General features: G+C 42.1%; 30 protein-coding genes. 21 read left to right on the top strand and 9 right to left on the bottom strand.

Annotation, left to right across the window (positions count from 1 at the left end; genetic code table 11):
- Nucleotides 1-23: 23 nt before the first annotated feature.
- From BHF69_RS07915 to BHF69_RS07905, 3 genes are read left to right on the top strand one after another with little or no spacing between them, the layout of a single operon-like run.
- Nucleotides 24-920, top strand: coding sequence for a hypothetical protein (locus BHF69_RS07915; protein WP_414600698.1), 897 nt, complete (start codon nucleotides 24-26; stop codon nucleotides 918-920).
- Entirely contained in the window at nucleotides 917-1,129 is a 213-nt protein-coding gene (locus BHF69_RS07910; protein WP_441034660.1) for a transposon-transfer assisting family protein, read from the top strand. The genes BHF69_RS07915 and BHF69_RS07910 overlap by 4 nt, the downstream gene beginning before the upstream one ends.
- Complete coding sequence (locus tag BHF69_RS07905) at nucleotides 1,126-1,491, top strand: cysteine-rich VLP domain-containing protein (RefSeq protein ID WP_033120025.1); 366 nt, start codon at nucleotides 1,126-1,128, stop codon at nucleotides 1,489-1,491. Before BHF69_RS07910 ends, BHF69_RS07905 begins: the two co-directional genes overlap by 4 nt.
- A 185-nt stretch (nucleotides 1,492-1,676) precedes the next feature.
- Here the strand turns inward: BHF69_RS07905 and BHF69_RS07900 are convergent, their stop codons facing one another.
- The 5 genes from BHF69_RS07900 to BHF69_RS07880 all read right to left on the bottom strand — a co-directional run bounded on the left by BHF69_RS07900 (nucleotide 1,677) and on the right by BHF69_RS07880 (nucleotide 5,113).
- Nucleotides 1,677-1,859 carry a hypothetical protein gene (locus tag BHF69_RS07900; RefSeq protein WP_033120024.1) on the bottom strand — a complete coding sequence of 61 codons (183 nt, stop codon included), beginning with the start codon at nucleotides 1,857-1,859 and terminating at the stop codon, nucleotides 1,677-1,679.
- A gap of 16 nt (nucleotides 1,860-1,875) precedes the next feature.
- Nucleotides 1,876-2,589 (bottom strand): geobacillin-26 family protein, encoded by a 714-nt coding sequence (locus tag BHF69_RS07895; RefSeq protein ID WP_070470201.1) that lies wholly within the window; start codon nucleotides 2,587-2,589, stop codon nucleotides 1,876-1,878.
- A gap of 300 nt (nucleotides 2,590-2,889) precedes the next feature.
- A complete protein-coding gene (locus BHF69_RS07890; RefSeq protein WP_070470199.1) occupies nucleotides 2,890-4,239 on the bottom strand; it encodes a relaxase/mobilization nuclease domain-containing protein in 1,350 nt (449 codons plus the stop codon).
- Nucleotides 4,200-4,529 carry a plasmid mobilization protein gene (locus BHF69_RS07885; protein WP_033120022.1) on the bottom strand — a complete coding sequence of 110 codons (330 nt, stop codon included), beginning with the start codon at nucleotides 4,527-4,529 and terminating at the stop codon, nucleotides 4,200-4,202. Before BHF69_RS07885 ends, BHF69_RS07890 begins: the two co-directional genes overlap by 40 nt.
- A 230-nt stretch (nucleotides 4,530-4,759) precedes the next feature.
- Nucleotides 4,760-5,113, bottom strand: coding sequence for a helix-turn-helix transcriptional regulator (locus BHF69_RS07880; protein ID WP_070470197.1), 354 nt, complete (start codon nucleotides 5,111-5,113; stop codon nucleotides 4,760-4,762).
- A 169-nt stretch (nucleotides 5,114-5,282) separates the two neighbouring features.
- Between BHF69_RS07880 and BHF69_RS07875 the strand changes: the two genes are divergently transcribed.
- The 8 genes from BHF69_RS07875 to BHF69_RS07840 all read left to right on the top strand — a co-directional run bounded on the left by BHF69_RS07875 (nucleotide 5,283) and on the right by BHF69_RS07840 (nucleotide 11,033).
- Complete coding sequence (locus BHF69_RS07875; protein WP_070470194.1) at nucleotides 5,283-5,597, top strand: ArsR/SmtB family transcription factor; 315 nt, start codon at nucleotides 5,283-5,285, stop codon at nucleotides 5,595-5,597.
- Between the two features lie 81 nt (nucleotides 5,598-5,678).
- The gene (locus tag BHF69_RS07870) at nucleotides 5,679-6,692 is read left to right on the top strand and encodes a permease (RefSeq protein ID WP_075670479.1); all 1,014 of its coding nucleotides are present in this window, start codon (nucleotides 5,679-5,681) and stop codon (nucleotides 6,690-6,692) included.
- 31 nt (nucleotides 6,693-6,723) lie between these two features.
- Nucleotides 6,724-7,107, top strand: coding sequence for a thioredoxin family protein (locus tag BHF69_RS07865; RefSeq protein WP_070470188.1), 384 nt, complete (start codon nucleotides 6,724-6,726; stop codon nucleotides 7,105-7,107).
- Nucleotides 7,108-7,423: 316 nt separating this feature from the next.
- Entirely contained in the window at nucleotides 7,424-7,894 is a 471-nt protein-coding gene (gene tnpA, locus BHF69_RS07860; RefSeq protein WP_075669051.1) for an IS200/IS605 family transposase, read from the top strand.
- A gap of 488 nt (nucleotides 7,895-8,382) precedes the next feature.
- Nucleotides 8,383-8,823, top strand: a complete 441-nt coding sequence (locus BHF69_RS07855; protein ID WP_033120017.1) for an RNA polymerase sigma factor — start codon at nucleotides 8,383-8,385, stop codon at nucleotides 8,821-8,823.
- Nucleotides 8,804-9,061, top strand: a complete 258-nt coding sequence (locus BHF69_RS07850; RefSeq protein WP_033120016.1) for a helix-turn-helix domain-containing protein — start codon at nucleotides 8,804-8,806, stop codon at nucleotides 9,059-9,061. Before BHF69_RS07855 ends, BHF69_RS07850 begins: the two co-directional genes overlap by 20 nt.
- 427 nt (nucleotides 9,062-9,488) lie before the next feature.
- Nucleotides 9,489-9,725: a helix-turn-helix domain-containing protein gene (locus BHF69_RS07845; protein ID WP_033120015.1), complete on the top strand. Its 237-nt coding sequence runs from the start codon at nucleotides 9,489-9,491 to the stop codon at nucleotides 9,723-9,725.
- A 3-nt stretch (nucleotides 9,726-9,728) separates the two neighbouring features.
- Nucleotides 9,729-11,033 carry a tyrosine-type recombinase/integrase gene (locus BHF69_RS07840; protein ID WP_033120014.1) on the top strand — a complete coding sequence of 435 codons (1,305 nt, stop codon included), beginning with the start codon at nucleotides 9,729-9,731 and terminating at the stop codon, nucleotides 11,031-11,033.
- Nucleotides 11,034-11,647: 614 nt separating this feature from the next.
- Here the strand turns inward: BHF69_RS07840 and BHF69_RS07835 are convergent.
- Nucleotides 11,648-12,490 carry an AraC family transcriptional regulator gene (locus BHF69_RS07835; RefSeq protein WP_075670477.1) on the bottom strand — a complete coding sequence of 281 codons (843 nt, stop codon included), beginning with the start codon at nucleotides 12,488-12,490 and terminating at the stop codon, nucleotides 11,648-11,650.
- A gap of 6 nt (nucleotides 12,491-12,496) precedes the next feature.
- A complete protein-coding gene (locus BHF69_RS07830; protein ID WP_075670475.1) occupies nucleotides 12,497-13,417 on the bottom strand; it encodes a nucleotidyltransferase family protein in 921 nt (306 codons plus the stop codon).
- A 205-nt stretch (nucleotides 13,418-13,622) separates the two neighbouring features.
- On the opposite strand from BHF69_RS07830, the gene nadA reads away from it, so the two are divergent.
- From nadA to BHF69_RS07795, 7 genes are all read left to right on the top strand, one after another.
- The gene (gene nadA / locus BHF69_RS07825; protein WP_075670473.1) at nucleotides 13,623-14,537 is read left to right on the top strand and encodes a quinolinate synthase NadA; all 915 of its coding nucleotides are present in this window, start codon (nucleotides 13,623-13,625) and stop codon (nucleotides 14,535-14,537) included.
- A gap of 11 nt (nucleotides 14,538-14,548) precedes the next feature.
- Nucleotides 14,549-15,862 carry an L-aspartate oxidase gene (locus BHF69_RS07820; protein WP_075670471.1) on the top strand — a complete coding sequence of 438 codons (1,314 nt, stop codon included), beginning with the start codon at nucleotides 14,549-14,551 and terminating at the stop codon, nucleotides 15,860-15,862.
- A complete protein-coding gene (gene nadC / locus BHF69_RS07815; protein WP_330393085.1) occupies nucleotides 15,825-16,685 on the top strand; it encodes a carboxylating nicotinate-nucleotide diphosphorylase in 861 nt (286 codons plus the stop codon). Before BHF69_RS07820 ends, nadC begins: the two co-directional genes overlap by 38 nt.
- Nucleotides 16,686-16,829: 144 nt before the next feature.
- Nucleotides 16,830-17,099, top strand: coding sequence for an HPr family phosphocarrier protein (locus BHF69_RS07810; protein ID WP_075670469.1), 270 nt, complete (start codon nucleotides 16,830-16,832; stop codon nucleotides 17,097-17,099).
- 21 nt (nucleotides 17,100-17,120) lie between these two features.
- Nucleotides 17,121-17,396: an HPr family phosphocarrier protein gene (locus BHF69_RS07805; RefSeq protein WP_075670467.1), complete on the top strand. Its 276-nt coding sequence runs from the start codon at nucleotides 17,121-17,123 to the stop codon at nucleotides 17,394-17,396.
- A gap of 113 nt (nucleotides 17,397-17,509) precedes the next feature.
- Complete coding sequence (locus tag BHF69_RS07800; protein WP_075670465.1) at nucleotides 17,510-18,316, top strand: transketolase; 807 nt, start codon at nucleotides 17,510-17,512, stop codon at nucleotides 18,314-18,316.
- 11 nt (nucleotides 18,317-18,327) lie between these two features.
- A complete protein-coding gene (locus tag BHF69_RS07795) occupies nucleotides 18,328-19,269 on the top strand; it encodes a transketolase family protein (protein ID WP_075670463.1) in 942 nt (313 codons plus the stop codon).
- 217 nt (nucleotides 19,270-19,486) lie between these two features.
- On the opposite strand, the gene BHF69_RS14155 is transcribed toward BHF69_RS07795, so the two are convergent.
- Nucleotides 19,487-19,648 carry a hypothetical protein gene (locus BHF69_RS14155; protein WP_158022539.1) on the bottom strand — a complete coding sequence of 54 codons (162 nt, stop codon included), beginning with the start codon at nucleotides 19,646-19,648 and terminating at the stop codon, nucleotides 19,487-19,489.
- A 444-nt stretch (nucleotides 19,649-20,092) separates the two neighbouring features.
- Nucleotides 20,093-21,436, bottom strand: a complete 1,344-nt coding sequence (locus BHF69_RS07790; RefSeq protein WP_075670461.1) for a sodium-dependent transporter — start codon at nucleotides 21,434-21,436, stop codon at nucleotides 20,093-20,095.
- Nucleotides 21,437-21,692: 256 nt separating this feature from the next.
- Between BHF69_RS07790 and BHF69_RS07785 the strand changes: the two genes are divergently transcribed.
- From BHF69_RS07785 to BHF69_RS07775, 3 genes are read left to right on the top strand one after another with little or no spacing between them, the layout of a single operon-like run.
- On the top strand, nucleotides 21,693-21,932 hold the full coding sequence (locus BHF69_RS07785) for a Fur family transcriptional regulator (RefSeq protein ID WP_075670459.1): 240 nt from the start codon (nucleotides 21,693-21,695) through the stop codon (nucleotides 21,930-21,932).
- Between the two features lie 39 nt (nucleotides 21,933-21,971).
- Nucleotides 21,972-22,187: a FeoA family protein gene (locus BHF69_RS07780; RefSeq protein ID WP_075670457.1), complete on the top strand. Its 216-nt coding sequence runs from the start codon at nucleotides 21,972-21,974 to the stop codon at nucleotides 22,185-22,187.
- A 16-nt stretch (nucleotides 22,188-22,203) separates the two neighbouring features.
- Nucleotides 22,204-22,425, top strand: a complete 222-nt coding sequence (locus BHF69_RS07775) for a FeoA family protein (protein WP_075670455.1) — start codon at nucleotides 22,204-22,206, stop codon at nucleotides 22,423-22,425.
- Nucleotides 22,426-22,435: the final 10 nt, after the last annotated feature.

Genomic DNA, 22,435 nt, shown 5'->3' with positions numbered 1-22,435 from the left:
TTATCGCTTCCCTTGAAGCGATTATGAAGCAAAACACCGCTTTTTATCAGAGCGACTTTGATATAGATAAACGGATTTTACTGGAAGCGGCGGCAAGACCCGTCGCCGAGGATAAACGGCTCTTGTGGTTCTCCCGCCCGTCCGGGACTTGCTGCGTCCGGGAACGCGACGTTTTCCTAAAGGACACAAGGCAGCACAATACATGGAGATTCTACGGCGAACAGACCCGTGACAAAATCCTTGCCTATGCGGTGGAACTGACAGGCACAGAGCGCGGAAAGCTCAAAGGCAACCTCTATGAACTTGACTACCCGCAGCATTTCCGGGATGTAGCCGAAAAATCCATACTCGCCGACAACTATACTTTGATTTATGAGCATGGGGAACGCTCACAGCCCGCCGGACAGTATTTTGACGGGAACCCAGACCCGCAGCTTGGGAAGTTTGAACGCTTTGAAGCACAGCCCAACGACCTGGAAGCACTGAAAGCCTTGTTGCGGGAGCAGCAGCACAGCCGCAAGCAGCACAGGCCGGGGGACTTCAAGGAGCATATCGCCGCGTTGCATGACTGCCGGATTGAAACGGAAGCCCACCGCGTGGTGGAGGAAATGAAGAAATTCGATAAGCCGAACAGCCCGGACAAAAGCCATTTTTCCGCAGAGCTTTCCCCGTATTTTCTCCGGCTTGCAACGGATAAGGACATGGATCGCCTGTTTTCCATGCTGCCGTATAAGAGCCTTTCGTTCTCCGCTATGGAGGGCAAGCATGGCGTGTATGCGCTGATAAGCAAAGACGAGAACAGGGACAGGAGCATAAAGAAGCCCCGCCCCTCTCTTCGGGCGCAGCTTGAAGCAGACAAAGCAAAGACCACCCCGAAAAAGGCGGCGGCAAAATCGAAAAATCATGAAATGGAGGTATGAGCATGAATAGATTTACCGTTGAGGAAACAAACCTTATGAGCATTTACAGCGAGGGCGGCAAGCGTGAGGTTATGGAAAACATCAACGCCGCCATGCCGTATATGGACGGAGATATGCGGGAATTGGCAAAGCGCACCCTTTCCAAAGTGGACGGGCTGACGGAAAACGAGTATGCGGAGCTTGCTATTTTCGCCGCTGATGAAGTATGACCGGGCTAAAGCGGCTTTCGCCGCCCCAAAGCCGGAAAGTCAACAGCCTTGTAAAACGGGAATGCTGCAACTGCGATAGCGGAAACTGCATTTTGCTTGACGACGGAGAGGAATGTGTCTGCCCGCAGCTTATTTCCTATTCGCTTCTTTGCAAATGGTTTCTGACTGCTGTACTTCCCATTGATAAGCTGCTCTACGCGGAGCTTTTCAAGACCGAGGATAAAAAGCGTTGTACCGAGTGCGGCGCGTTCTTTGCTTCAAAGTCGAACAGCGTCAAATACTGCCCGGACTGCCGGAAACGCATTACCCGTAGACAGGCAGCCGAGCGCATGAGAAAAAAGCGTACTCTTGTTACGCAGTAAGGGCAAAAACAGCCTGGATTTATATGGTTTTCCGAGCGTGAAAACCACTTAGGCGATACTTGATACCTTTTCCCCTTAAAATGGCGTTCTATTGCGTAACATTTCAAAACAGCACCCATAAGAAAACCGGGGCGCAGATAGTCTTTACCGACTGTCTGCGTCCCGGCTTTTTGTTGTTATAGGAGTTAAGTATTATAGTGTTTGTCAATCACTCTAAACAGTTTATATGCGCCATGTCCAATTAGATAACAAGCAATACCAAAAATAAGGACTTTCCACCAAACAAATCCTATAAGCAATGGTGGACCCAAAAGCAAACCAATGGTAATAAGTACTATCCAAACAATTCCTTTTACCATGTACTTCATTATTTCCCTCCTGTATTTAGAAATGCATATTATCTGTAGCATTATACACATTCCAATATGCTCTTAAACAAACATTACATTGTGTACCAACTTGGGTAAGCAATACTGCCGCTGTACCTGTAGCGCCTGTCGCTGCTACGATTGCTGTAATCGCTCCCGGTGTTAAAATTCCACCACTTGCAACTGCCATACCAGAAATAAAGCCTGCTGCGGCACTTGTGACTAAAGCGACACCGTAGCTTGAAACTGCTTGCCATTCCTTGTCATTTAATGAGTTGACAGCATTAAACCAGCTATCTAACTGACTGCTATTCGAGGAATTTTCGTACACCATAAAATAATTTTGTCCAGAGCCAGTTTCTTTAGGGCGTTCTAAATTCCATTCATTTGGACTTCCAGTATAAATATCATACTCGTAATTACAAAAAGTATCTTGATGAATTTTTGAACGAGCACTTACGAGTGAATTTTCAGTTATCTCCGTAGATTCTACAGTGCCATACTCAACAAGACCAGTATTATTATCTTTTTGAGCAACACAAATTGTATTGTTTACTGTATCATATGTAACAATATATGTCAATTCACCATCATTAAGAGAAACTGTTCTTGTTCCATTTTCTTCAACAATTTGCAGTTCATCTGTTGTACCGCTTTCTGCTGCAAAAGCTACTGTATTTAACGAGAAAAGCATAGAGAGTGCCAAAAGAATACTTATAATTTTTTTCATAGTAATACGTCCTTTCTTTAACTGTCCATAAATTTGTTCCCAAAAAATAAAGCGCATAATCCAATAATAATTTCTCTGGATTATGCGCTATACTTACGGTTTTAATTCTTTGCCTCTAAAACTGAAAGTGGCGGCAACTCGATTTGCGCATAAAATCACATGACGGATATAATACTTTAATCATCGTTTACCACCTCTCTCAATTCGTTTTCTAAATCTTATTTGTATGTACTCACAGTATACACTATATGAACTAATAAATCAATATCAGAAATATCTTATGATTGTGCAAAACATAATTTATCCGCGCTCTGTTTCCTTGCCCCGTTCCGGCTCTCTGTCCTGTCTTAAAATACTGTCAATGTTCTGCTTGATAACGTCGTATTCCCGGACTTGCTTTTTGAGCTTGCCATAGTCGGCGTAAAGGGCTTCTTTCTGCGCTTGGAGGGCTTCATACTCTGATTGCAGCGCAGCGAGGTTGGGGAACTTGGTAACGCCCGCCGCTTTCATAGCCCTTGCAGCGGCTTCATGGAGGATAATATCGCGCTCATGTGCGGCGCGGTATTTCTCTTTATTCTTTGCCTTACGGTATGCGTCATAAACAGGTTTTGTCTTTTGGTAGGTGGAAATATTCTTGATAAAGACCGCCATATCCGTAAGACGCTTTTCGACGTTCTTCAATGCGTCTGCGGCCTGTTCGCTCTCTGTCTGGATTTCCGCTATCCTTGCCGTTAAATCCGCATACTGTTCAATCTTATGTTCCGTCAAGAAATTCATGGTCTTAGCTGCCTGTTTCAGATTATGGATTTTCGCCCATTGTTCATAACCTTTGCTCTGCGCTGCTTTGATACTGTTCTCAATATCAATAAGCAGACTGACGCCGCCCCGATCTGCGCGTGGAGCTTTCCCGGCGCGGGCGCGTTTGCCGCTTATCCGTTCCCTTATGGCTTCCTCTGTATAATCTGCGCCGAGGGTTTTAAGGCGGGTAAACCGTTCCTGCCCCGGAGCGCGGCACGATACATATTTCCCCGGTTTTATCTCATAGCCCGCTGCTTGCAGCCGTTGTAGTAGTTCCTCAAAACTTGATACTTGGGGAATGAGTGCGTCAACGGCGATTTTCAGCTTGCCTTTCCAACTGGTTCCCGTTTTCTCTGCCTGATACTCTGCATAGCTCTTTCCCTTACTCCCTTTGCCGGGAACGACAACAGACAATCCATTTTCCCGGCACAGCTTGTCGCTCATGTTCCGTATGCCGTAATAGCTGCGCTTATTGGAATTGTATTTGTGGTGGTCTACGAAATTGACCGCGCAGAAAATAATGTGGTTATGAACGTGTCCTTTGTCAATGTGCGTCGTCAAGACATATTCATGCTGCCCTTTGGTTACTGCGTCGGCAAGCTGCCGCCCGATTTTGTGGGCGGTTTCATAATCCACTTCCCCCGGCTCAAAGGACTGTATCAAATGAAAGGCTAAATTGTTGCCCTTTTGGAGAGCTTGCGACAGGGTATATTCAAACTCAATGTCTGCCGTTTCATAGGCGCAGCCGAAAGAGGACACAAGCATTTTCCCGTCCGTCTTATCTGGATTTTGGATATAGTCAAGGGCTTTGCTCAACGTGCTTTTAACAGGCTTAATCTTTGTAACCGCCATATCTCCGCAAGCACCCCCTTTATTTCCTCTATGTCCTCTTGGTAGACGCTGCCCGTCGCGTTGACACGCTTTGCAATCTGATTGACGTTGACACCGATTTTCTGTATTTCCGCTGTCATTGCCTTAATGTCGCTATGGTCTACTTGAATGATGTACCCGTCAATGGCAATCTTCCTAAGATATGCCGCCATGTTCCGGGTGGGTATGAGCTTCATTTTTTCAAGAATTAAATCCCGTTCTGCTTCCGTTACTCTGAATTTGATTTGTACCGTCCTTTTGCGCCCGTCCATGCTTTCGCTCCTTTCCGTTCCGAGGGTTTGGGACACTTCCCAACAAGCAATTTTCAACCGACGCGCCGCAGCGCAGGAGGGCGAAAATACGGAAGTGGGTACCCGCTTCCTATGCTTGCTATGAAAGTTTTTCCTTATTCCCTACTACAACGGAAAGCCCCGTTTTGCCAAACTTACGCAAAAGAAAAACGCTGCAATCTCAAAAAGATTACAACGCTTCCTAAGCCTATTCAGTTTTCGTTTTCGACTTCTGCAATTTCTTTCGCTGTTGCGGTAACAATCCGTATGCCCTTATCGCTCATGCTGTCAAGCAGCGTGTCGAGCTGCCGCCTTTGCGTCGATTTTTCCGCTGTCTTATCCGGGAAAAAGAATTGGTCTACGGATATGTCATAACGGGTTACAAGCTCATAAAAGATTTGCAGGCTTGGCTGTTGCCCTTTGTTTTCAATATTCGCAAGGTAGCGAGGGGAAATGTTCATTTCGTCGCTTACTTTCTTGCGGCTTTCATTTCTGCCTGTCCGCGCTGCTTTTATGGCTTGCCCGAAAGCTGCAAAGTCATACAAAGGTACTGGTCTTTTTGCCATAATAATTCACCCAACTACATTTTACTGTTCCTTTCTTTGCTTGGATATGCTTACACAGTACCTACTATTAGCCAAAATAATTCATATTATTGCCGGATAAAAACATATTGACAAATTTCAATTTGTGTATATAATAGTTTATAGAAGCACGTCAACAGGAGGTGAGATTATGGAACTTGATGAAAAAAAAATACCAACGATTTTCAAAGCATTTTGTGATGAAAACCGTGTTAAAATTTTGAAACTATTGCTTACAGGAGAGAAGTGTGCTTGTGTACTATTAGATGATATGCACATTACGCAACCAACGCTTTCCCACCACATGAAAATACTTTGTGATTCTGGTATAGTGATAGGACGCAAAGAGGGGAAATGGATGCACTACTCTATTTCAGAGAATGGCGTGCAGTATGCAATAGATTGTCTACAAGCGCTTATGATTACAAGTGCAGCATTTGAAAATAAGTCGTGTTGTGATAGGTAAGTTTACTTACTTTTCCGCACGACTTATCAAAACATCAACATATAGACAAATTTCAATATTTCTATTTCAAGGAGGCTATTTATGGATATGCTAAAAACAGGTTGGAACTTCTTTCAAAATGAAGTTTTAGGTATGGCATGGCTTAATCGTCTAATAGGTAATTTAATTAACGCTTGCGGATTAGACGCAACGAGCAAAATCGGTGGTAGTATTCAATTTTTTGTTTACGACACAATCAAAATCATGGTGTTGTTAGGGGTTCTGATTTTAATTATTTCATATATTCAAAGCTATTTCCCGCCGGAACGGACAAAGAAAATTCTTGGAAGGTTTCATGGTATCGGCGCAAATATAATTTCTGCGCTCCTTGGTACGGTAACGCCTTTTTGTTCTTGTTCTTCCATTCCTCTGTTTATCGGTTTTACAAGTGCAGGTCTGCCGCTTGGAGTTACTTTTTCTTTCCTGATTTCTTCTCCAATGGTTGACCTCGGTTCGCTTGTTCTGCTAATGAGTATATTTGGGTGGAAGATAGCCGTTGCTTATGTCGTGCTTGGGCTTGTGATAGCCGTTGCAGGTGGTACATTGATTGAAAAACTACATCTTGAAAGCTACGTTGAGGATTTTATAAGGGGTGGAAACAGTCTTGATGTTCCGCAGGAAGAACTACACTTCAAAGACCGTATCAAATACGCATGGGAGCAGGTTTTAGCAACAGCAAAAAAGGTTGCCCCCTATGTACTGATTGGCGTAGGTATCGGTGCATTTATCCATGATTGGATACCCGAAGATTTTATTGTCAAAGTGCTTGGTACGGGTAATCCCTTTGGCGTAATCCTTGCGACGATTGCGGGCGTTCCCATGTATGCGGATATTTTCGGCACAATTCCGATTGCAGAAGCCTTGCTTGCAAAAGGCGCTCAACTTGGTGTCGTCCTGTCTTTTATGATGAGTGTAACCACGCTGTCGCTGCCCTCTATGATTATGTTACGAAAAGCCGTAAAGCCTAAATTGCTTGGTGTTTTCATTGCAATTTGTACCATAGGAATTATTCTTGTAGGCTATTTTTTCAATGCAATTTCTTACTTGTTAATATAAGCGAATATAAAATTTTTTGGAGGTAATTATTATGACATTATTTGGTTTTGGAAAGAAGAAAGAAAAAGAAATAAACGCTCCTGTTTGTACTTGCAATGGTAACTGTTCCGTGTCTGAAACAGTTGAACCGGAAAATTTGAATAACTGTTGTCAAGACATACAAGGCAGAATTTGCTGTATCAAGGTATTAGGTTCAGGGTGTTGTCATGCTCTTTATGAGAACACACAATCCGCCGTTAAAGCAATGGGGATTTCCGTAGAAGTAGAATATATTACGGACTTGAAAAAGGTTATGGAATATGGCGTTATGAGTGTACCTGCTCTTGTTGTCAACAACAAAGTAGTATCTACGGGGAAAGTGCTGAAAACAGAAAACGTGCAAAAACTGTTACAAAAAATCGTTTCCGAAAAATAAATTTAATATCAAATTTACGCCTTATTATCAATAATTCAAATAGCGATTTAATGCTATGTAAAACAACAAAACTGCCGAATGTAGGCAGATAAAACGGCGGTTTTGAAATATTTACTCAAAACCGCCGTTTTCTTTGTTAGGCTTTAAGCCTGTTCATCATTGTGGAGTTTCTCAGGCAGAGAAACGAAACTTTGAGGAACAAAGAAACCACCGGCTCAGCCGGTGAGTCAGCATTGCTTCAGCTTACAGTAAAAAACCTCCAATGATATAATTATGTTGGTTCGCCAACCACATAAAATCAAAGGAGGTTATCCAAATGGATATTAGTAGTTTATCACATACAAAATGGAATTGTAAGTATCATATTGTTTTTGCACCAAAATATAGAAGAAAAGTGGCATACGGAAAGTTAAAACAAGATATAGCTAATATTCTGAGTATGCTATGCAAAAGAAAAGGTGTAGAAATAGTGGAGGCAGAAATCTGTCCAGATCATGTACATATGCTGGTGAGGATTCCGCCAAGTATAAGTGTTTCAAGTTTTGTAGGGTATTTAAAGGGAAAAAGTACACTCATGATATTCGAACGACATGCAAATTTAAAGTATAAATATGGAAATAGACATTTCTGGTGTCGAGGATATTATGTAGATACTGTAGGGAAGAATGCAAAGAAAATACAAGAGTATATTCAAAATCAGTTAAAAGAGGATTTAGAATATGATCAAATGACACTAAAAGAGTATATTGACCCGTTTACGGGTGAGCCAGTAAAAGCAAATAAATAAAATGAGCCCTTTAGGGCTCCATAGGTAAATGATGTTGCAGTTGGCGAACCATTCGATGAGTCTTTAGACTCTAGTGCCGGTAATTTGCCCTTATAGGGCAAGTACAAACCACCGGCTGAGCCGGTGGTTGTGATTTTGAAAAATAAGATAACGGGGGGTGTATTAAAGTCGCCCTTTTTTGAGGATACGGCGGTATCAAGGAGGTATCGCCATGTCCTTTTTCTATATCGCCATATCTTTTAGCTTATCAAAAAAAGCCCGACCGCCGCCGGGAACACTTCTACCCTCATATATGAACTGTCAAATCATCTAAATACCGCTTACAATTCCTTTGCGCTTGTCTGCATCTTGCAGACAGGCGCATTTTGCATTTTCGGGAGGTTTTTTCAAAAAAGTTTCGCTTTCATTCGGCGTTTGAAAAAATCGCCTGTATTATCCCGCGAAAAGGGGAGGTACCGCCACCTTTCAACACGAAAGGAGGTGAGAACATGGAACCTAATCGCGTGGAATTTCAGAAGCAATGTATCTTTCAAAGTTTCTGTAAACGGGTGCTGCACAACGAAGCCTGCAACGCCCACGAGGAAATCCGGCGTCGCAGAGCAAAGGAAGTGTCGTTTTCCGACCTTGCCTTGCATGAGGAACGACAGCTTTATACGCTTGATAAGTATTTTCAAGACGAAGAAGCCGAGCCGAGCTATCAGCAGGCAGGAAAGAAAATCACGCCGAAGCTGCTGCTTGAAGCAATCCGCACTTTGCCGGAAGAAAAAAGGAAAGCTATCATGCTGTACTATTTCGAGGGCATGACCGACGTGGAGATTGGAAAGTTATTCAATACGTCGCGCAGCACGATACAGTACAGACGGACAAGCTCTTTTGAAATCTTGAAGAAATATTTGGAGGAACACGCTGATGAATGGGACGAATGGTAAACAATCTGACTTCCCGGACGTTGCCCTTGTTCCCTATCCTGTCATTGTGGCAGCGACAAAGGGCGACCCGGACGCTATGAAAATTGTCTTGCAGCATTTTAGTGGTTACATAGCGAGCCTTTCCATGCGGAAGCTCTGCGACGAGCGCGGAAACGTCTATTTTGGCGTTGACGAGGATATTCGCCAACGGCTGCAAGCAAGACTAATGAGGGCAATCCTCACATTTAGGGTTGAATAACTGCACCGATACCGAAACGTCTTAACCCCTTTTCCGTTTCGTATCAATCCGCAGCAGCCCCGTATGTTCCTTGACAAAGAAAGCGACGCAAGATAACGGCGACGCAGTATAGGGCAAACCGGGTACGTCCTTTTTGCGCCGAGCCATACGGAGGGTGCGCCATGACGCTATTCCTCTATCGGGAAAAGCCGAGCGAGAAACACCGCGACGGGAAGCAAGTTAGCAGCTTGCGGGCGACAACACGCATTGAGGGGAGATAAGCCTTTACAGCCACAGTCCGAGCGTTCAGAGCGTCGCAGGCAATGGGTAAAGCTGCCTTAAATGAGCAGGGGTGCAATTCCCGCGAGGTTGTGCTAACAGCCGCCCGGTTAAAGCCCACTTTTTGTAACTTGACTTTTTAGCCATTTATGAAAGGGGGTATTTTCCTATGGCAAAAAAGGAAACAGCAAGCCCCGCTATCCCTGTATTCCCTATGTTAAAGACCGTTGAGCAAATGAGCAAGATTAGCGGTATCGGGGAAAATAAACTGCGCGAGCTTATGGATAGTGGCGAGCTTGAATATATACAAAATGGAAACCGTCGTTTGATAGCTGACGCTGCAATCTGGGACTGGTACCACAGGGCAAAGACGACAGCGAAGCCCCCGGCACGACAGGGAGGTTAAGCTATGGCTATATCAACAAGGCAGGTTAAGAATAAACGCGACAGCAACGGCGTACTGACCGGGCGGCCGGGTACAGTTTACGACGTGAATATAAAGTACACCGCCCCGAATGGGGAAAAGAAAACCTATTCAAAAAAGGGCTTTCCAACAAAAAAGGAAGCAACGCAGCATGAAGCAGAGATGAAAGCAAAGCTCCATAATCCGGGACAGATTGCGTCTATCGCTTCACAGCGGAAACAGACCGTTGCAAGCTATCTGAATGAATGGGTAGAAAGCTATGCAAGAGTGAACTTGCGCCCCTCTACTTACGACGGGTACAAAAGAACGATTGCAAACTACATCACGCCATATATCGGCGGCGTTGCCCTTAATCAGCTTACCCCCGCTATGGTAGACAAAATGTTTCAGCAGATTATTGACAAAGGCTTGAAACCGTCCACCGCAGCCGGGGCAAAGCGTGTTTTGAGCGTGGCGTTGAGCCATGCCCGGAAATACCGCTATATCGAAACAAACGCAGCAAAGGACACGCTTACGAAGTTTGGAAAGAGCGACAAGACCCCCGACCCGTACACGCCGGAACAGGTAAAAGCCCTTATGCAGCGCGTCGAGGGTACCGTTTGGGAAATGCCCGTTATCTTAGGCGGGCTTTACGGTATGCGCCGTTCTGAAATCCTGGGCTTGCGTTGGCGCAATGTGGATTTGGAAAACAACACCTTTGACGTTTCCGAGCAGCTACCCTTTAAGGTACCGCCAAAAACAAAAGTCATTGAGGAAATGGCACCGCCGAAATCCAACGGGCGAAAGCTGCCTATCACAGAGCTTGCCCGCCCGTTCTTTCTCAAACAGTTTGCTATGCAGGAAGCGCAGCGCGAACAGGCAGAAAAGGACGGAAAGCCTTACTATGACAATGACCTTGTTGTAGCGAAGCCGGACGGTTCCCCTATCTCCGCGTCGTGGGTATCTTCCCAGTTTGGAAAGCTGCTTGAAGATTTGGATATGCCGCATATCCGCTTTCACGATTTGCGCCATACAGCAGCTACAAATATGCACCAACTGACAGGCGACTTCTACACCGTAGGCGAAGTGTTAGGACATACACTTGCGGGTATCGGCGTATCGCTTGGGCTGTCTATGAACTTTGAAGCTGTTACCGCCCGTTATGTGGACGTGCGGCTTGAACGCAAAAAAGAAGTCTTAGACGCTTATCATGGGGCGGTCAAACAGGCAGACCCGGCAAAGGCAGAGAAAGCCGAGCCGAAGAAAGCAAAGAGCGCGGCAAAGAAAAAGAGCAGCGATTTAGAGCTTTAACCGCTGTATCTCTTTACCGCTTCTTATACCGTTTTATAGCCCCGCGTGGGATTTGGGCACCATTTGGGCACCATTTACCGAAAAAGCACCACTAACACAGGCGATAAAAGAAACGCCGAGAACGCGCAAAAACATAGAGTTTATGCGGGTTTCCGGCGTTTTCTAATCCCTCAACCGACCTAAAATCATCTTGCGGCAGAGAGAAAAATTCTACTATTTTTTATAGTATTGCATCTATATAAGTTGGGAAAACGGGGATATGATTTATGAAAAAGTTTTTTTCTTTTTCACATTCCGTTTCTCCATATGAATATGGGAGAAGCCAATATACTACAAAGAACGAAACCATTCCGGTAAAGCAATCTGCGGAGGAGCTTACATGTTTTCTCAGGCAGAAAATCTTTGGCAAAAGCGATGCTTTTGGTCGTCCATAAGGACAAATGGCTGGAAGCTTGCTTACATAGCCATTTGTCCCTGGACGAGGGATAAGATTTTCGTCTGTCATGGTGTAGAACAAAAGAAAACATGTATCAGATTTGGAAGCTCCGTAGCCTGATTGCTGATCGGAATGATTTCGTTCTCACTCACTATCCCATAGTCAAAGAAACCCACATTTATTGCAGCCTCTTGGATTTTCGATATTCATTTGGCGTCATCTGTGTACTCTTCTTAAATACCTGTGAAAAATAGGATTGAGAAGAAAATCCCACTTTTGAAGCAATCTGAGCAATGGAATCGTTGGTCGTTTCCAGCAGACGCTTACTTTCTGAAATCCGTTTTTCAATCAGATAATTAATGGGTGAATAGCCAATGTATTTATTAAATGCATGAACCATATAGTATTTGTTCATATGTGTCATCTTTGCCAGATAATCCAGAGAAATACTTTCCGCAAAGTGATGGTCGATGTAGCGTTTGATAAATGTACATTCCTTATTGGTACGAGCCGATGAGGTAGAAGTAATGGTACACTGAGTCAAACGGATGATATTGGTTACCAGTACTTCTAACAGGTTCTGGCATACCATTTCATAGTTATAATCCATCTTTTTTACCTCGCGAAGAATAGATTTAAAGTAAAAGGAAATATTAGAATAATTATCCTTCAGGCTTTTTTTCATATATAGGCTGGAATTCATATCGGTAAATTCATTGGGTGTAAAGAAGATGCCATCCATACCGATCACAATGGCTTCTAGATCGTTTTCCTCATAAGACAAGAGCTGATGCTTGACATTTGGATTGATAATCACAAAGTCATGGGTTTGTAAAGGGCAGAGAGTCTTATCAATGAAAAATTCACCGCTCCCCCTTGTAATATAATAAAGCTCCGTATAAGAATGCTCCTGCAGTTCACGGACTGGTCTGGAAGGATAAACGGCACGCCTTATGTACAACAGACGACAGTCGATGCTTGGTATCTGACGAGCTTGTAATAATGAAGATTGTCCCCCCATAGCTGATTACCCCCATAAAGAATCTGGATAAATCCCTTCTTCTCTAAATGCTTTTAATGCTTTAACCACATAATCTTTGTCTTCTTTGTAAGTTACACCATACCATTTAGCAGTGGAACTTAATACCTTTACATCTGCCTTTTCGGTGTCGATCAAATGGCTGACAACGGATGGAATAAAATATTCTCCTTTGAGTGGATTGTTTGCCAAAGCGTCGTCTAAGAATGCGGGAAATCCAGCGCTGATTTCATCGAATAGATTGTGCTGGAATCCAAAGAAATTCATAGACACTAAGGTATCATAGGCAATTGGCATCCAGGTTTCGCCATCATCCTCTGTATAAACAGCAGTTTTCTCACGTTTTTCAATATGTGTTCTTTCTGTAATGGATTTTAAGTAGTGGTTTTCATCCGTAACACAGATGCCTCTGGATACATGTCCATTATCAGTAACAGTATTCTGAAGCTGATAACCTACCATGGCATAGTGATATTTATCATCACCATGCTCCTTTGTCAGATAATCATACATAACTTTATAGGCATCCACACCATAATAGTCATCTGCATTGATAACAGCAAAAGGTCCATTTACCACATCTTTGCAACAATAGATTGCATGGGCAGTTCCCCATGGCTTTTCTCTTCCTTCTGGTGGTTGATAGCCCTCTGGAAGATTATCGATTTCCTGATAGGCATAAGCAACATCGATGTGAGGCTCTACACGCTTTCCAATTGTATTCTTAAAAATATCTGCAATTTGTTCCTTGATCAAAAATACAATTTTTTGAAATCCTGCTCGTTTTGCGTCATAGATAGAATAATCAATAATTGCGTTCCCGTATTCGTCCATAGGATCGATCTGTTTTAATCCTCCATAGCGGCTTCCCATACCAGCAGCCAGAATTACAAGTGTTGGTTCCTTCATATTTTTCCTCCATATCGTATATTTTTCCCAATATTATTGTCTTTATTATACCATAACTGAATGCTTTTTTTTATATTTTATTCAAATATTTCTTAATATGTATAAAAATTTATTTGTAAATAATTTACTGACAAGACAATAGACTTGATAACGATAAACAAAAATGGTATATTAGTAAAGATAAGATTTAAAAGGAGAGATTAGTGTGGAAAAGCAGCAGTTAATAGATGAAATCAGGGAATGGAAGGAAAAAAAAGATGCTGTGATCCTGGCACATTATTATGTAGATGATGATGTACAGGCAATTGCAGATTATGTAGGAGATTCTTATTTTTTAGCAAAAGCAGCAATGAAGGAAAAGAAATCCATGATTTGCTTCGCTGGAGTAAAATTTATGGGAGAAAGTGCAAAGATCTTAAATCCGGAAAAAACAGTCGTAATGCCGGATGGACTGGCGGATTGTGCCATGGCACATATGGTTGATATTGAAAAAATCAAGCAGGTGCGGGCAGAATATGAAGACCTGGCGGTTGCATGTTACATTAACTCAACTGCAGAGATTAAATCATATTCTGATGTCTGCGTTACATCGGCCAATGCCTTAAAGATCATCAAAGCGCTTCCACAGAAAAATATATTTTTTATTCCAGATGAGAATTTAGGAAGATACATTGCAAGCCAGGTGCCAGAGAAGAACTTTATCTTTAATGATGGATATTGTCCAGTACATAAAGCGATGACCGCTGAAGAGGTGAAAAAGGCGAAGAAAGAGCATGAGGATGCAGAAGTTCTGGTTCATCCGGAATGCACGATGGATGTGATCGCTATGGGAGACTATATTGGAAGTACATCTGGTATCATTGATTATGCAACCAAAAGTGATAAAAAAGAATTTATTATCTGCACAGAGCTGGGCGTTATGTATGAATTAAAGAAGAGAAATCCAGACAAGAAGTTTTATGGCATCGGTCCAAAGCAGGTGTGCATTGATATGAAGAAAGTAACACTGGAAAATGTTCTGGATGCGATCAAATACGACCGTAATCAGGTAGAATTAGAGGAAGAATTAAGTCGAAAAGCAAAGCATGCATTAGATGAAATGCTGAGAATTGCACAATAGAAGGGATAAAAATGAAAAGAACAGCAGATGTGATCATAGTAGGAACCGGTGCATCCGGGTTGTTCTGTGCACTTCACCTGCCAAAGAGCATGAGTGTGCTTATGATTACGAAAGAGGATGCAACACTGAGTGATTCTTACCTGGCACAGGGAGGAATCTCTACATTAAAAGGAAAAGAAGATTACCAAAGCTATTATGAAGATACCATGAAGGCTGGACATTATGAGAATAATCCAGAATCTGTGGAGATTATGATCAAATCCTCACCGGTAATTATTGAAGAATTGGTTCAGTATGGAGTAGATTTTGACAAAAATGGCGAAGAAATCGCCTATACACGAGAAGGAGGACATTCTAAGTTCCGTATCATGCATCATAAGGATATTACAGGGGAAGAAATTACCAGTAAGCTGTATGAGCGGGTAAAGGAAAGAGAGAATGTTAGAATCATAGAGCATACCATGATGCTTGATATTATCGAAGAAAATGGAATTTGCAGAGGAATTGTGGTGTGTGAAGAGGATGGAACCATTCATCCTTATTTTGCCAATAATATTGTACTGGCAACTGGCGGGGTTGGGGGATTATTCGAACATTCCACAAATTTCCGTCATTTAACGGCAGATAGTCTGGCAATTGCCTTACGCCATAAGATTGCATTGGAGAATATTAATTATATACAGATTCATCCGACAACGCTTTATTCTAAGAAACCGGGAAGACGATTCCTGATTTCTGAGTCTGTGCGAGGAGAAGGAGCCATTCTTTTAAATAAGGATGGAGAGCGATTTGTAGATGAGCTGCTGCCTCGGGATGTGGTAACAGAGGCAATCCGCCAACAGATGAAAAAAGACCAGTCCGACCATGTATATATGTCAGTGAAGCATTTAGATAAGAAGGAACTGTTGACACATTTTCCGAATATTTATGAAAGATGCATGGAAGAAGGATATGATATGACGAAGGATCTGATTCCGGTAACACCGTCTCAGCATTATTTCATGGGAGGAATCAAGGTAGATAAGGATAGTGCTACATCCATGCCGTATTTGTATGCAGTTGGTGAGACAAGCTGTAATGGAGTCCATGGCAAGAATCGTCTGGCAAGCAATTCCCTTTTGGAGGCACTTGTATTTGCAGAGAGAGCAGCAAAGAAGATCAGTGAGCAAAAAGGAAGTTTAAAAGAAGTAGATGTCGATTTGTCACAATATTCCTCTAAGGAGCAGATCCAGAAGGAATATTGTAATATTGTTTTAGAAGAAATCAAGAGAAGGGATGGGGAATTTTATGATAAGTGGTGTCACAATGAAGCTTCAGCTGGATGATTATATCTTACGTGCACTGAAGGAAGATATTACCAGTGAGGATGTGTCTACCAATGCCGTTATGCCTGAATCCAAACAGGGAGAGGTAGAATTGATCTGTAAAGAAGATGGGATTATATGCGGTCTGGATGTGTTTCAGAGAGTGTTTACATTATTAGATTCTGATACTGTATTTGAGACAGAATTTAAGGATGGAGATGCAGTGAAAAATGGACAGAAGATGGGGGTCGTACGAGGAGACATCCGGGTGCTTCTTTCTGGAGAACGAGTTGCCCTTAATTATCTTCAGAGAATGAGTGGAATTGCAACCTTGACGAAGTCATTGGCAGATGAACTGGTTGGTTCTAAGACCAAGCTTTTGGATACAAGAAAGACAACACCGAATATGCGACCGTTTGAAAAATATGCTGTAACCGTAGGTGGAGGAAATAATCATCGATACAATCTTTCCGATGGGGTTATGTTAAAGGATAATCACATCGGAGCAGCAGGTGGAATTAAAGAAGCAGTGGCGCTTGCTAAGGCTTATGCCCCATTTGTTCGTAAGATTGAGGTTGAGACGGAGACTATGGAACAGGTAAAGGAAGCTGTGGAAGCGGGTGCGGATATTATTATGCTGGATAATATGAGCAATGAGCAGATGAAAGAAGCAGTTGCTTATATTGATGGAAGAGCAGAGACAGAATGCTCTGGTAATGTAACGAAGGAAAAGCTGGCTGCGATTCGAGAAATTGGTGTGGATTATGTATCAAGTGGAGCATTGACTCATTCTGCACCGATTCTGGATATTTCTTTAAAGAATTTACATCCAATTGAAGAATAAGAGAATATCAATGATGGGAGTTGTTGTGAGAAATGTGAAAGCATTTTTAACACAGCTCCTTTTTTTAGCACATATATTGACAAAATAAGGAAAGTAGGAGAGAATAAAGTATTGGGTAAATGAAAAGGGAGAAGGAGATAGAAAGTGAAACAATTGTATTTTCGGGTAATGGATCCGAATGGCTTACATGTCAGACCCTCCTGCATGGTGGCAGAATGTCTCAAGAAATATCATTGTGATTCTTTCGTTGAATGGGGGAAAAAGGTGGTAAAAGGAAAGGATCTGGTTAGCATCCAGAAGCTGCAGGTACCTCGGGATGAGATAATTTTGTTTTCTTTAAGAGGAGAACAGGAAGAAGAAGCATACGAGGATTTAAAGATGCTTTTGGAACGGTTACAAGGGAAAATGGGATGAAAGTAGAAAGGAACGAGAAAAATGAGAATGTATGATTATGTAATTGAGGATCCTTCAGGAATTCATGCTTATCCGGCGACGGCAATCGCGGGGTGTTTTTTTAAGCATAATAGTATGGTTCAGATTGAGTATAAGGATCAGATTATAGATGGAAGTGATGTGTTGGCGATCATGAGTTTATATGCCAAGGAAGGGGATACATTGTCTTTTTATATTTCCGGTGAAGACGAGGATGCAACTATGGAAGATCTTCTGGAAGTATTAAAAGGATTGAAAAAGAGTACACATAATTTCTGAACATATGATATAATGCAAACGTATAAGTGTCAAAAGTAAACCATGTAATCATTGCTATCTGGTATATGACATATTATAATAGGACTATCAAAACAAGAAAAGGAGAGTTAACTATGGCAACACTCGCTGTAACAGCAAATGAAATTAGAAAAAATATTATCAGAGCAGTACATAGTGCAAAATCCGGTCATCCAGGTGGATCTTTATCAGCAGCAGATATCTTTACTTATCTTTATTTTGAGGAGATGAATGTAGATCCTGCAGATCCTAAGAATCCAGAAAGAGACCGTTTTGTATTGTCTAAAGGACATGTAGCACCTGCTTATTATTCTACACTGGCAGAAAGAGGATTTTTCCCAAAAGAAGATCTGATCACATTGCGTAAGATCGGTTCTTACCTTCAGGGACATCCAGATATGAAGAAGATCCCAGGTGTGGATATGTCCAGCGGATCTTTGGGACAGGGCATCTCTACTGCAGTAGGAATGGCACTTGCTGCTAAGCTTCAGGGCAAAGATTACCGTGTATACACATTATTGGGAGATGGAGAGATCCAGGAAGGACAGGTATGGGAAGCAGCTATGATGGCTGGACATAAGAATTTGGATAACCTGGTAGTCATCGTTGACAACAACGGATTACAGATCGATGGAAATGTTGCAGATGTATGTTCTCCATATCCAATCCCTGAGAAGTTTGCAGCATTTAACTTTCATGTGATCGAGATTGATGGACATGATTTTGACCAGATCGCAGATGCATTCGCAAAAGCAAAGGAATGTAAAGGAAAACCAACTGCAATCATCGCTAAGACTGTAAAAGGAAAAGGCGTAAGCTTCATGGAAAACCAGGCATCCTGGCATGGAAGCGCTCCGAACGACGAACAGTTTGAAGTTGCAATGAAAGACTTAGAACAGTAGGAGGATCAGAGATGGCAGACGTAAAGAAAATCGCAACCAGAGAAAGTTATGGTAATGCGTTAGTAGAATTAGGAAAAGAACATGAGGACCTGGTAGTGCTGGATGCAGATCTTGCAGCAGCAACAAAGACAGGAATCTTTAAGAAGGCATTTCCAGACCGCCACATCGACTGTGGTATCGCAGAAGCCAACATGGTAGGGATCGGTGCAGGACTTGCAGCAGCAGGCATGGTGCCATTCGTAAGCTCCTTTGCCATGTTCGCAGCAGGAAGAGCCTTTGAGCAGGTAAGAAACTCCGTAGGATATCCTCATCTGAACGTAAAGATCGGAGCAACCCATGCAGGTATCTCTGTAGGAGAAGATGGTGCGACTCATCAGTGTAACGAAGACATCGCACTTATGAGGACGATTCCAGGAATGGTAGTCATCAGCCCTGCAGATGATGTAGAAGCAAAAGCGGCAGTCAGAGCTGCTTATGAATATGACGGACCAGTATATTTAAGATTTGGAAGACTGGCAGCACCAGTCATTTTCGATGAAGAAACATACAAATTTGAGATCGGAAAAGGACAGGTAGTAACAGAAGGAACCGATGTGACGATCATCGCAACTGGGCTGATGGTAGGAAATTCCATGGAAGCGGCAGAGATGCTCGCAGAAAAAGGGATCAGCGCAAAAGTCATCAACATGGCAACCATCAAGCCATTGGATGAAGAATTAGTCATCGCAGCAGCAAAAGAGACCGGAAAAGTGGTAACCGTAGAAGAACATTCTGTCATCGGTGGACTTGGAAGTGCAGTCTGTGATGTATTAAGTGAAAAATGCCCAACACCAGTACTTAAGGTAGGGGTAAATGACGTATTCGGACATTCTGGACCTGCATTAGACCTGATTGCAGAATTTGGTCTGGATGCAAAAGGAATTGCAGAAAAGGTAGAAGCTTTTGTAAAATAAGAGCAGTATAGAAAAGGAGCTGTTGCAAAAAGAAGGAAAACAATTTCACTTCTTGAGCACAGCTCCTGTGTTTTTTGTGAATATTTGTAATCCATTAAATACGGGTTTTGTGGACTAAATGAAGAAGAAAATTTCTCCTCCTGCGCCCAGGATGCCAGAACGTAAGAACAACCAAAGCTGTCTGGATTTACCCCGAGCCAAACCCTAATCCGCTCCGCTAGTCGGGCTTGGCATGGCACAAGACGAACTGCCTTCCTTTTTTCCATAACAGTTGGAAAGGTAAGTAAACTTCCCTACCAACTGTCCTATGGAAAACAGTCATCTTCGATGCCTGAAGCAGTTCTGGTGATAGAATCCAGCCAACAGGTTGTTCTAACATTCCGCATATGTCGCTTTCGGAGAAGTTTTCTTCTTTTCCATGTTCCGTTTCTCCACACGAATATGGGAGAAATCAATACACTACAAAGAACGAAACCATTCCGGTAAAGCAATCTGCGAAGGAGCTTACATGTTTTCTCAGGCAGAAAATCTTTGGCAAAAGCGATGCTTTTGGTCGTCCATAAGGACAAATGGCTGGAAGCTTGCTTACATAGCCATTTGTCCCTGGACGAGGGATAAGATTTTCGTCTGTCATGGTGTAGAAAAAAGGAAAACATGTATCAGATTTGGAAGCTCCGTAGCCTGATTGCTGATCGGAATGATTTCGTTCTCACACATTATCCCATAGTCAAAGAAACCCGTATTTGTTAGAATATATAGAAAAACGAGACTGCTACACAAAGTGAAATTTGTGTAATAGTCTCGTTCTTTGATATAAAAAAAGTTAAATTGTTAAAATACCAAGTCCACAAAGTAAGATCAAAACAATGCAAATCGGTGCAATATAGCGAATCATAATAGTAAATAACGCTTTACGCTTAAAGTTTCCAGAGGATTCCACTTCTTCAATAATAAATCTCGGTTTTACAATAAAGCCTACAAAAATACAGGTCAACAGTGCAGAAATTGGCATTAATACGCTGTTACTGATGAAATCCCAGAAATCCAGAATACTATAACCCATGATCGTAATATGGCTCCATGCTCCAAATCCTAAAGAAGAAGGAATTCCGAAGATGATTGCAAAAAGAAAAACTCCGATTGTAGTTTTTCTTCTTCCGGTATGGAAGCGGTCATCGATCATAGAAACCAGTGTCTCCATTAGGGAGATAGAAGAGGTCAATGCTGCAAAAAATACTAAAATAAAGAAAAATGCACCAATAAAAGATCCAAACTTCATACTCTGGAATACAGAAGGAAGAGTGATGAACATAAGGCCAGGGCCGCTGTTCATTGCAGATTGATCCCCACCAGAGAATACATATACAGCAGGTACGATCATAAGTCCTGCAAGAAATGCAATGGCAGTATCGAATAACTCTACCTGTGTTACAGAACTTTCAAGGTCATCATTCTTTTTCATATATGAGCCGTAGGTGATCATAATCCCCATCGCCAGTGACATGGAATAGAAGAGCTGCCCCAAAGCTGCCAATACAGTGCTGGCAGAGAAGTCGGCAAAATTAGGTTTCAGGTAATATAAGATTCCTTCGCAAGCACCAGGCTGTAACATAGTGAAAATACAGATAAATATGATCATTATGATCAAAAGAGGCATTAAGATGGTACTTACCTTTTCTACGCCTTTTTGAACTCCCATAATAATGACAATACAAGTAATTGCAAGGAAAAACAGCATGAAGAAGATTGGAGAAGTATTAGCGGATATAAAATCCGTAAAATAAGTTGCTCCAGTTGCTGCTTTCATATTACCGGATACAAATGCAGTCAGATATTTGGTTACCCATCCTCCGATTACACAATAGTAAGGGAAAATAATCAGTGGAATGATAAAAGTCAAATACCCAACGAAGCCAAAACGTCTGTCTAAAGATGCAAAAGCACGGGTACCGCTTAATCTGGTTCTTCTTCCTAGAGCAACTTCAGTGATCATCAGTGTAAAACCAAAAGTAACTGCAAGAATCAAATAGGTAAGAAGAAAAATACCTCCCCCATATTTTGCTGCCAAATATGGAAAACGCCAGAGGTTCCCCAGTCCTACGGCAGAACCAGCAGTAGCCAGAACAAATCCAAGCTTAGACGAAAAATTATCGCGTTCTTTTTTCAAAATTTTGTCCTCCCAAATATTAAATTTCTATCCTTTATTATAGCTTTTTTAATGCGTGCTGTGCAAGTCGGTGTGATAATTCATTAGTGGATTAGTGAAGTAGAGTATAAAAGAGAAGCGATTAATGATAATTGTTATCAATAAAAAACTTGACAATACAAATGAGAGTCGTTATCATTAGATATGAAATTTGAAAGTGATAATTGATTTCAAAATTTAAAAACAGAGGTGTTATGAAAGAGAGGCAAGGAGTAGAATGTGCAGTAACGAAGTAGTAATAGAGAAGTTAAGAAGCCATGGATTAAGGATTACCAACCAAAGGAGAATCTTGATTGATATTATCTTAGAGCATGATTGTGCTTCCTGCAAAGAGATCTATTATCTTGCATCGAAAAAGGATCCATCCATTGGAATTGCAACGGTATACCGTATGATGCGGACACTGGAGGAGTATGGAATCATTACAAGGAATTCCATGTATCAGGTCGAATTATAAGATAACCGTTGTACATAATAAGACGAAAGAAGGGAATGTATGATGCCTTTAGCTATGGTAAATGCAGGAGAATCCAATACGGTCATTCGGGTTGGAGGAAATGAAAAGACGAGAAGATTTCTGGAAAATCTGGGATTTGTAGTAGGCGCAGAGGCTACGGTCGTGTCCAGGATTGACGGGAATGTAATCATAAACATTAAAAATTCCAGAGTTGCCATTGGAAAAGAGATGGCGGCCAAAATAATGGTAAAATAATATAGGAGGAATCAATATGAAAACTTTACGAGAAATTCCATGTGGTCAGACTGTGAAGGTAGTAAAGCTTACAGGAGAGGGGCCTGTAAAAAGACGTATTATGGACATGGGAATTACAAAAGGTGTAGATATTTATGTCAGAAAGGTAGCACCTCTGGGGGATCCGATGGAGATTACGGTCAGAGGATATGAGTTATCTGTTCGAAAAGCGGATGCTGCAATGATTGCAGTTGAATAATCCATTTGCA

Source organism: Anaerostipes sp. 992a, assembly GCF_001940245.1.
In the GTDB taxonomy this organism is placed as follows: domain Bacteria; phylum Bacillota; class Clostridia; order Lachnospirales; family Lachnospiraceae; genus Fimousia.
Note: the sequence above shows the minus strand (reverse complement) of the source record. Positions and strands in the feature narration are given on the sequence as shown.

Excerpts from the sequence above, each read along its gene's own strand:
- BHF69_RS07855 (WP_033120017.1), top strand. The coding sequence starts at position 8,383 with ATGGAACCTAATCGCGTGGAATTTCAGAAGCAATGTATCTTTCAAAGT.
- BHF69_RS07780 (WP_075670457.1), top strand. The coding sequence starts at position 21,972 with ATGATGCCTTTAGCTATGGTAAATGCAGGAGAATCCAATACGGTCATT.
- BHF69_RS07820 (WP_075670471.1), top strand. The coding sequence starts at position 14,549 with ATGAAAAGAACAGCAGATGTGATCATAGTAGGAACCGGTGCATCCGGG.
- BHF69_RS07890 (WP_070470199.1), bottom strand. The coding sequence starts at position 4,239 with ATGGCGGTTACAAAGATTAAGCCTGTTAAAAGCACGTTGAGCAAAGCC.
- BHF69_RS07850 (WP_033120016.1), top strand. The coding sequence starts at position 8,804 with ATGAATGGGACGAATGGTAAACAATCTGACTTCCCGGACGTTGCCCTT.
- BHF69_RS07915 (WP_414600698.1), top strand. The coding sequence starts at position 24 with ATGAAGCAAAACACCGCTTTTTATCAGAGCGACTTTGATATAGATAAA.
- BHF69_RS07835 (WP_075670477.1), bottom strand. The coding sequence starts at position 12,490 with ATGGGGGGACAATCTTCATTATTACAAGCTCGTCAGATACCAAGCATC.
- BHF69_RS07830 (WP_075670475.1), bottom strand. The coding sequence starts at position 13,417 with ATGAAGGAACCAACACTTGTAATTCTGGCTGCTGGTATGGGAAGCCGC.
- BHF69_RS07905 (WP_033120025.1), top strand. The coding sequence starts at position 1,126 with ATGACCGGGCTAAAGCGGCTTTCGCCGCCCCAAAGCCGGAAAGTCAAC.
- BHF69_RS07775 (WP_075670455.1), top strand. The coding sequence starts at position 22,204 with ATGAAAACTTTACGAGAAATTCCATGTGGTCAGACTGTGAAGGTAGTA.
- nadC (WP_330393085.1), top strand. The coding sequence starts at position 15,825 with ATGATAAGTGGTGTCACAATGAAGCTTCAGCTGGATGATTATATCTTA.
- BHF69_RS07785 (WP_075670459.1), top strand. The coding sequence starts at position 21,693 with ATGTGCAGTAACGAAGTAGTAATAGAGAAGTTAAGAAGCCATGGATTA.
- BHF69_RS07880 (WP_070470197.1), bottom strand. The coding sequence starts at position 5,113 with ATGGCAAAAAGACCAGTACCTTTGTATGACTTTGCAGCTTTCGGGCAA.
- BHF69_RS07910 (WP_441034660.1), top strand. The coding sequence starts at position 917 with ATGAGCATGAATAGATTTACCGTTGAGGAAACAAACCTTATGAGCATT.
- BHF69_RS07870 (WP_075670479.1), top strand. The coding sequence starts at position 5,679 with ATGGATATGCTAAAAACAGGTTGGAACTTCTTTCAAAATGAAGTTTTA.
- BHF69_RS07845 (WP_033120015.1), top strand. The coding sequence starts at position 9,489 with ATGGCAAAAAAGGAAACAGCAAGCCCCGCTATCCCTGTATTCCCTATG.
- BHF69_RS07875 (WP_070470194.1), top strand. The coding sequence starts at position 5,283 with ATGGAACTTGATGAAAAAAAAATACCAACGATTTTCAAAGCATTTTGT.
- BHF69_RS14155 (WP_158022539.1), bottom strand. The coding sequence starts at position 19,648 with ATGTTAGAACAACCTGTTGGCTGGATTCTATCACCAGAACTGCTTCAG.
- tnpA (WP_075669051.1), top strand. The coding sequence starts at position 7,424 with ATGGATATTAGTAGTTTATCACATACAAAATGGAATTGTAAGTATCAT.
- BHF69_RS07900 (WP_033120024.1), bottom strand. The coding sequence starts at position 1,859 with ATGAAGTACATGGTAAAAGGAATTGTTTGGATAGTACTTATTACCATT.
- BHF69_RS07795 (WP_075670463.1), top strand. The coding sequence starts at position 18,328 with ATGGCAGACGTAAAGAAAATCGCAACCAGAGAAAGTTATGGTAATGCG.
- BHF69_RS07840 (WP_033120014.1), top strand. The coding sequence starts at position 9,729 with ATGGCTATATCAACAAGGCAGGTTAAGAATAAACGCGACAGCAACGGC.
- BHF69_RS07865 (WP_070470188.1), top strand. The coding sequence starts at position 6,724 with ATGACATTATTTGGTTTTGGAAAGAAGAAAGAAAAAGAAATAAACGCT.
- BHF69_RS07895 (WP_070470201.1), bottom strand. The coding sequence starts at position 2,589 with ATGAAAAAAATTATAAGTATTCTTTTGGCACTCTCTATGCTTTTCTCG.
- BHF69_RS07805 (WP_075670467.1), top strand. The coding sequence starts at position 17,121 with ATGAGAATGTATGATTATGTAATTGAGGATCCTTCAGGAATTCATGCT.
- BHF69_RS07885 (WP_033120022.1), bottom strand. The coding sequence starts at position 4,529 with ATGGACGGGCGCAAAAGGACGGTACAAATCAAATTCAGAGTAACGGAA.
- BHF69_RS07800 (WP_075670465.1), top strand. The coding sequence starts at position 17,510 with ATGGCAACACTCGCTGTAACAGCAAATGAAATTAGAAAAAATATTATC.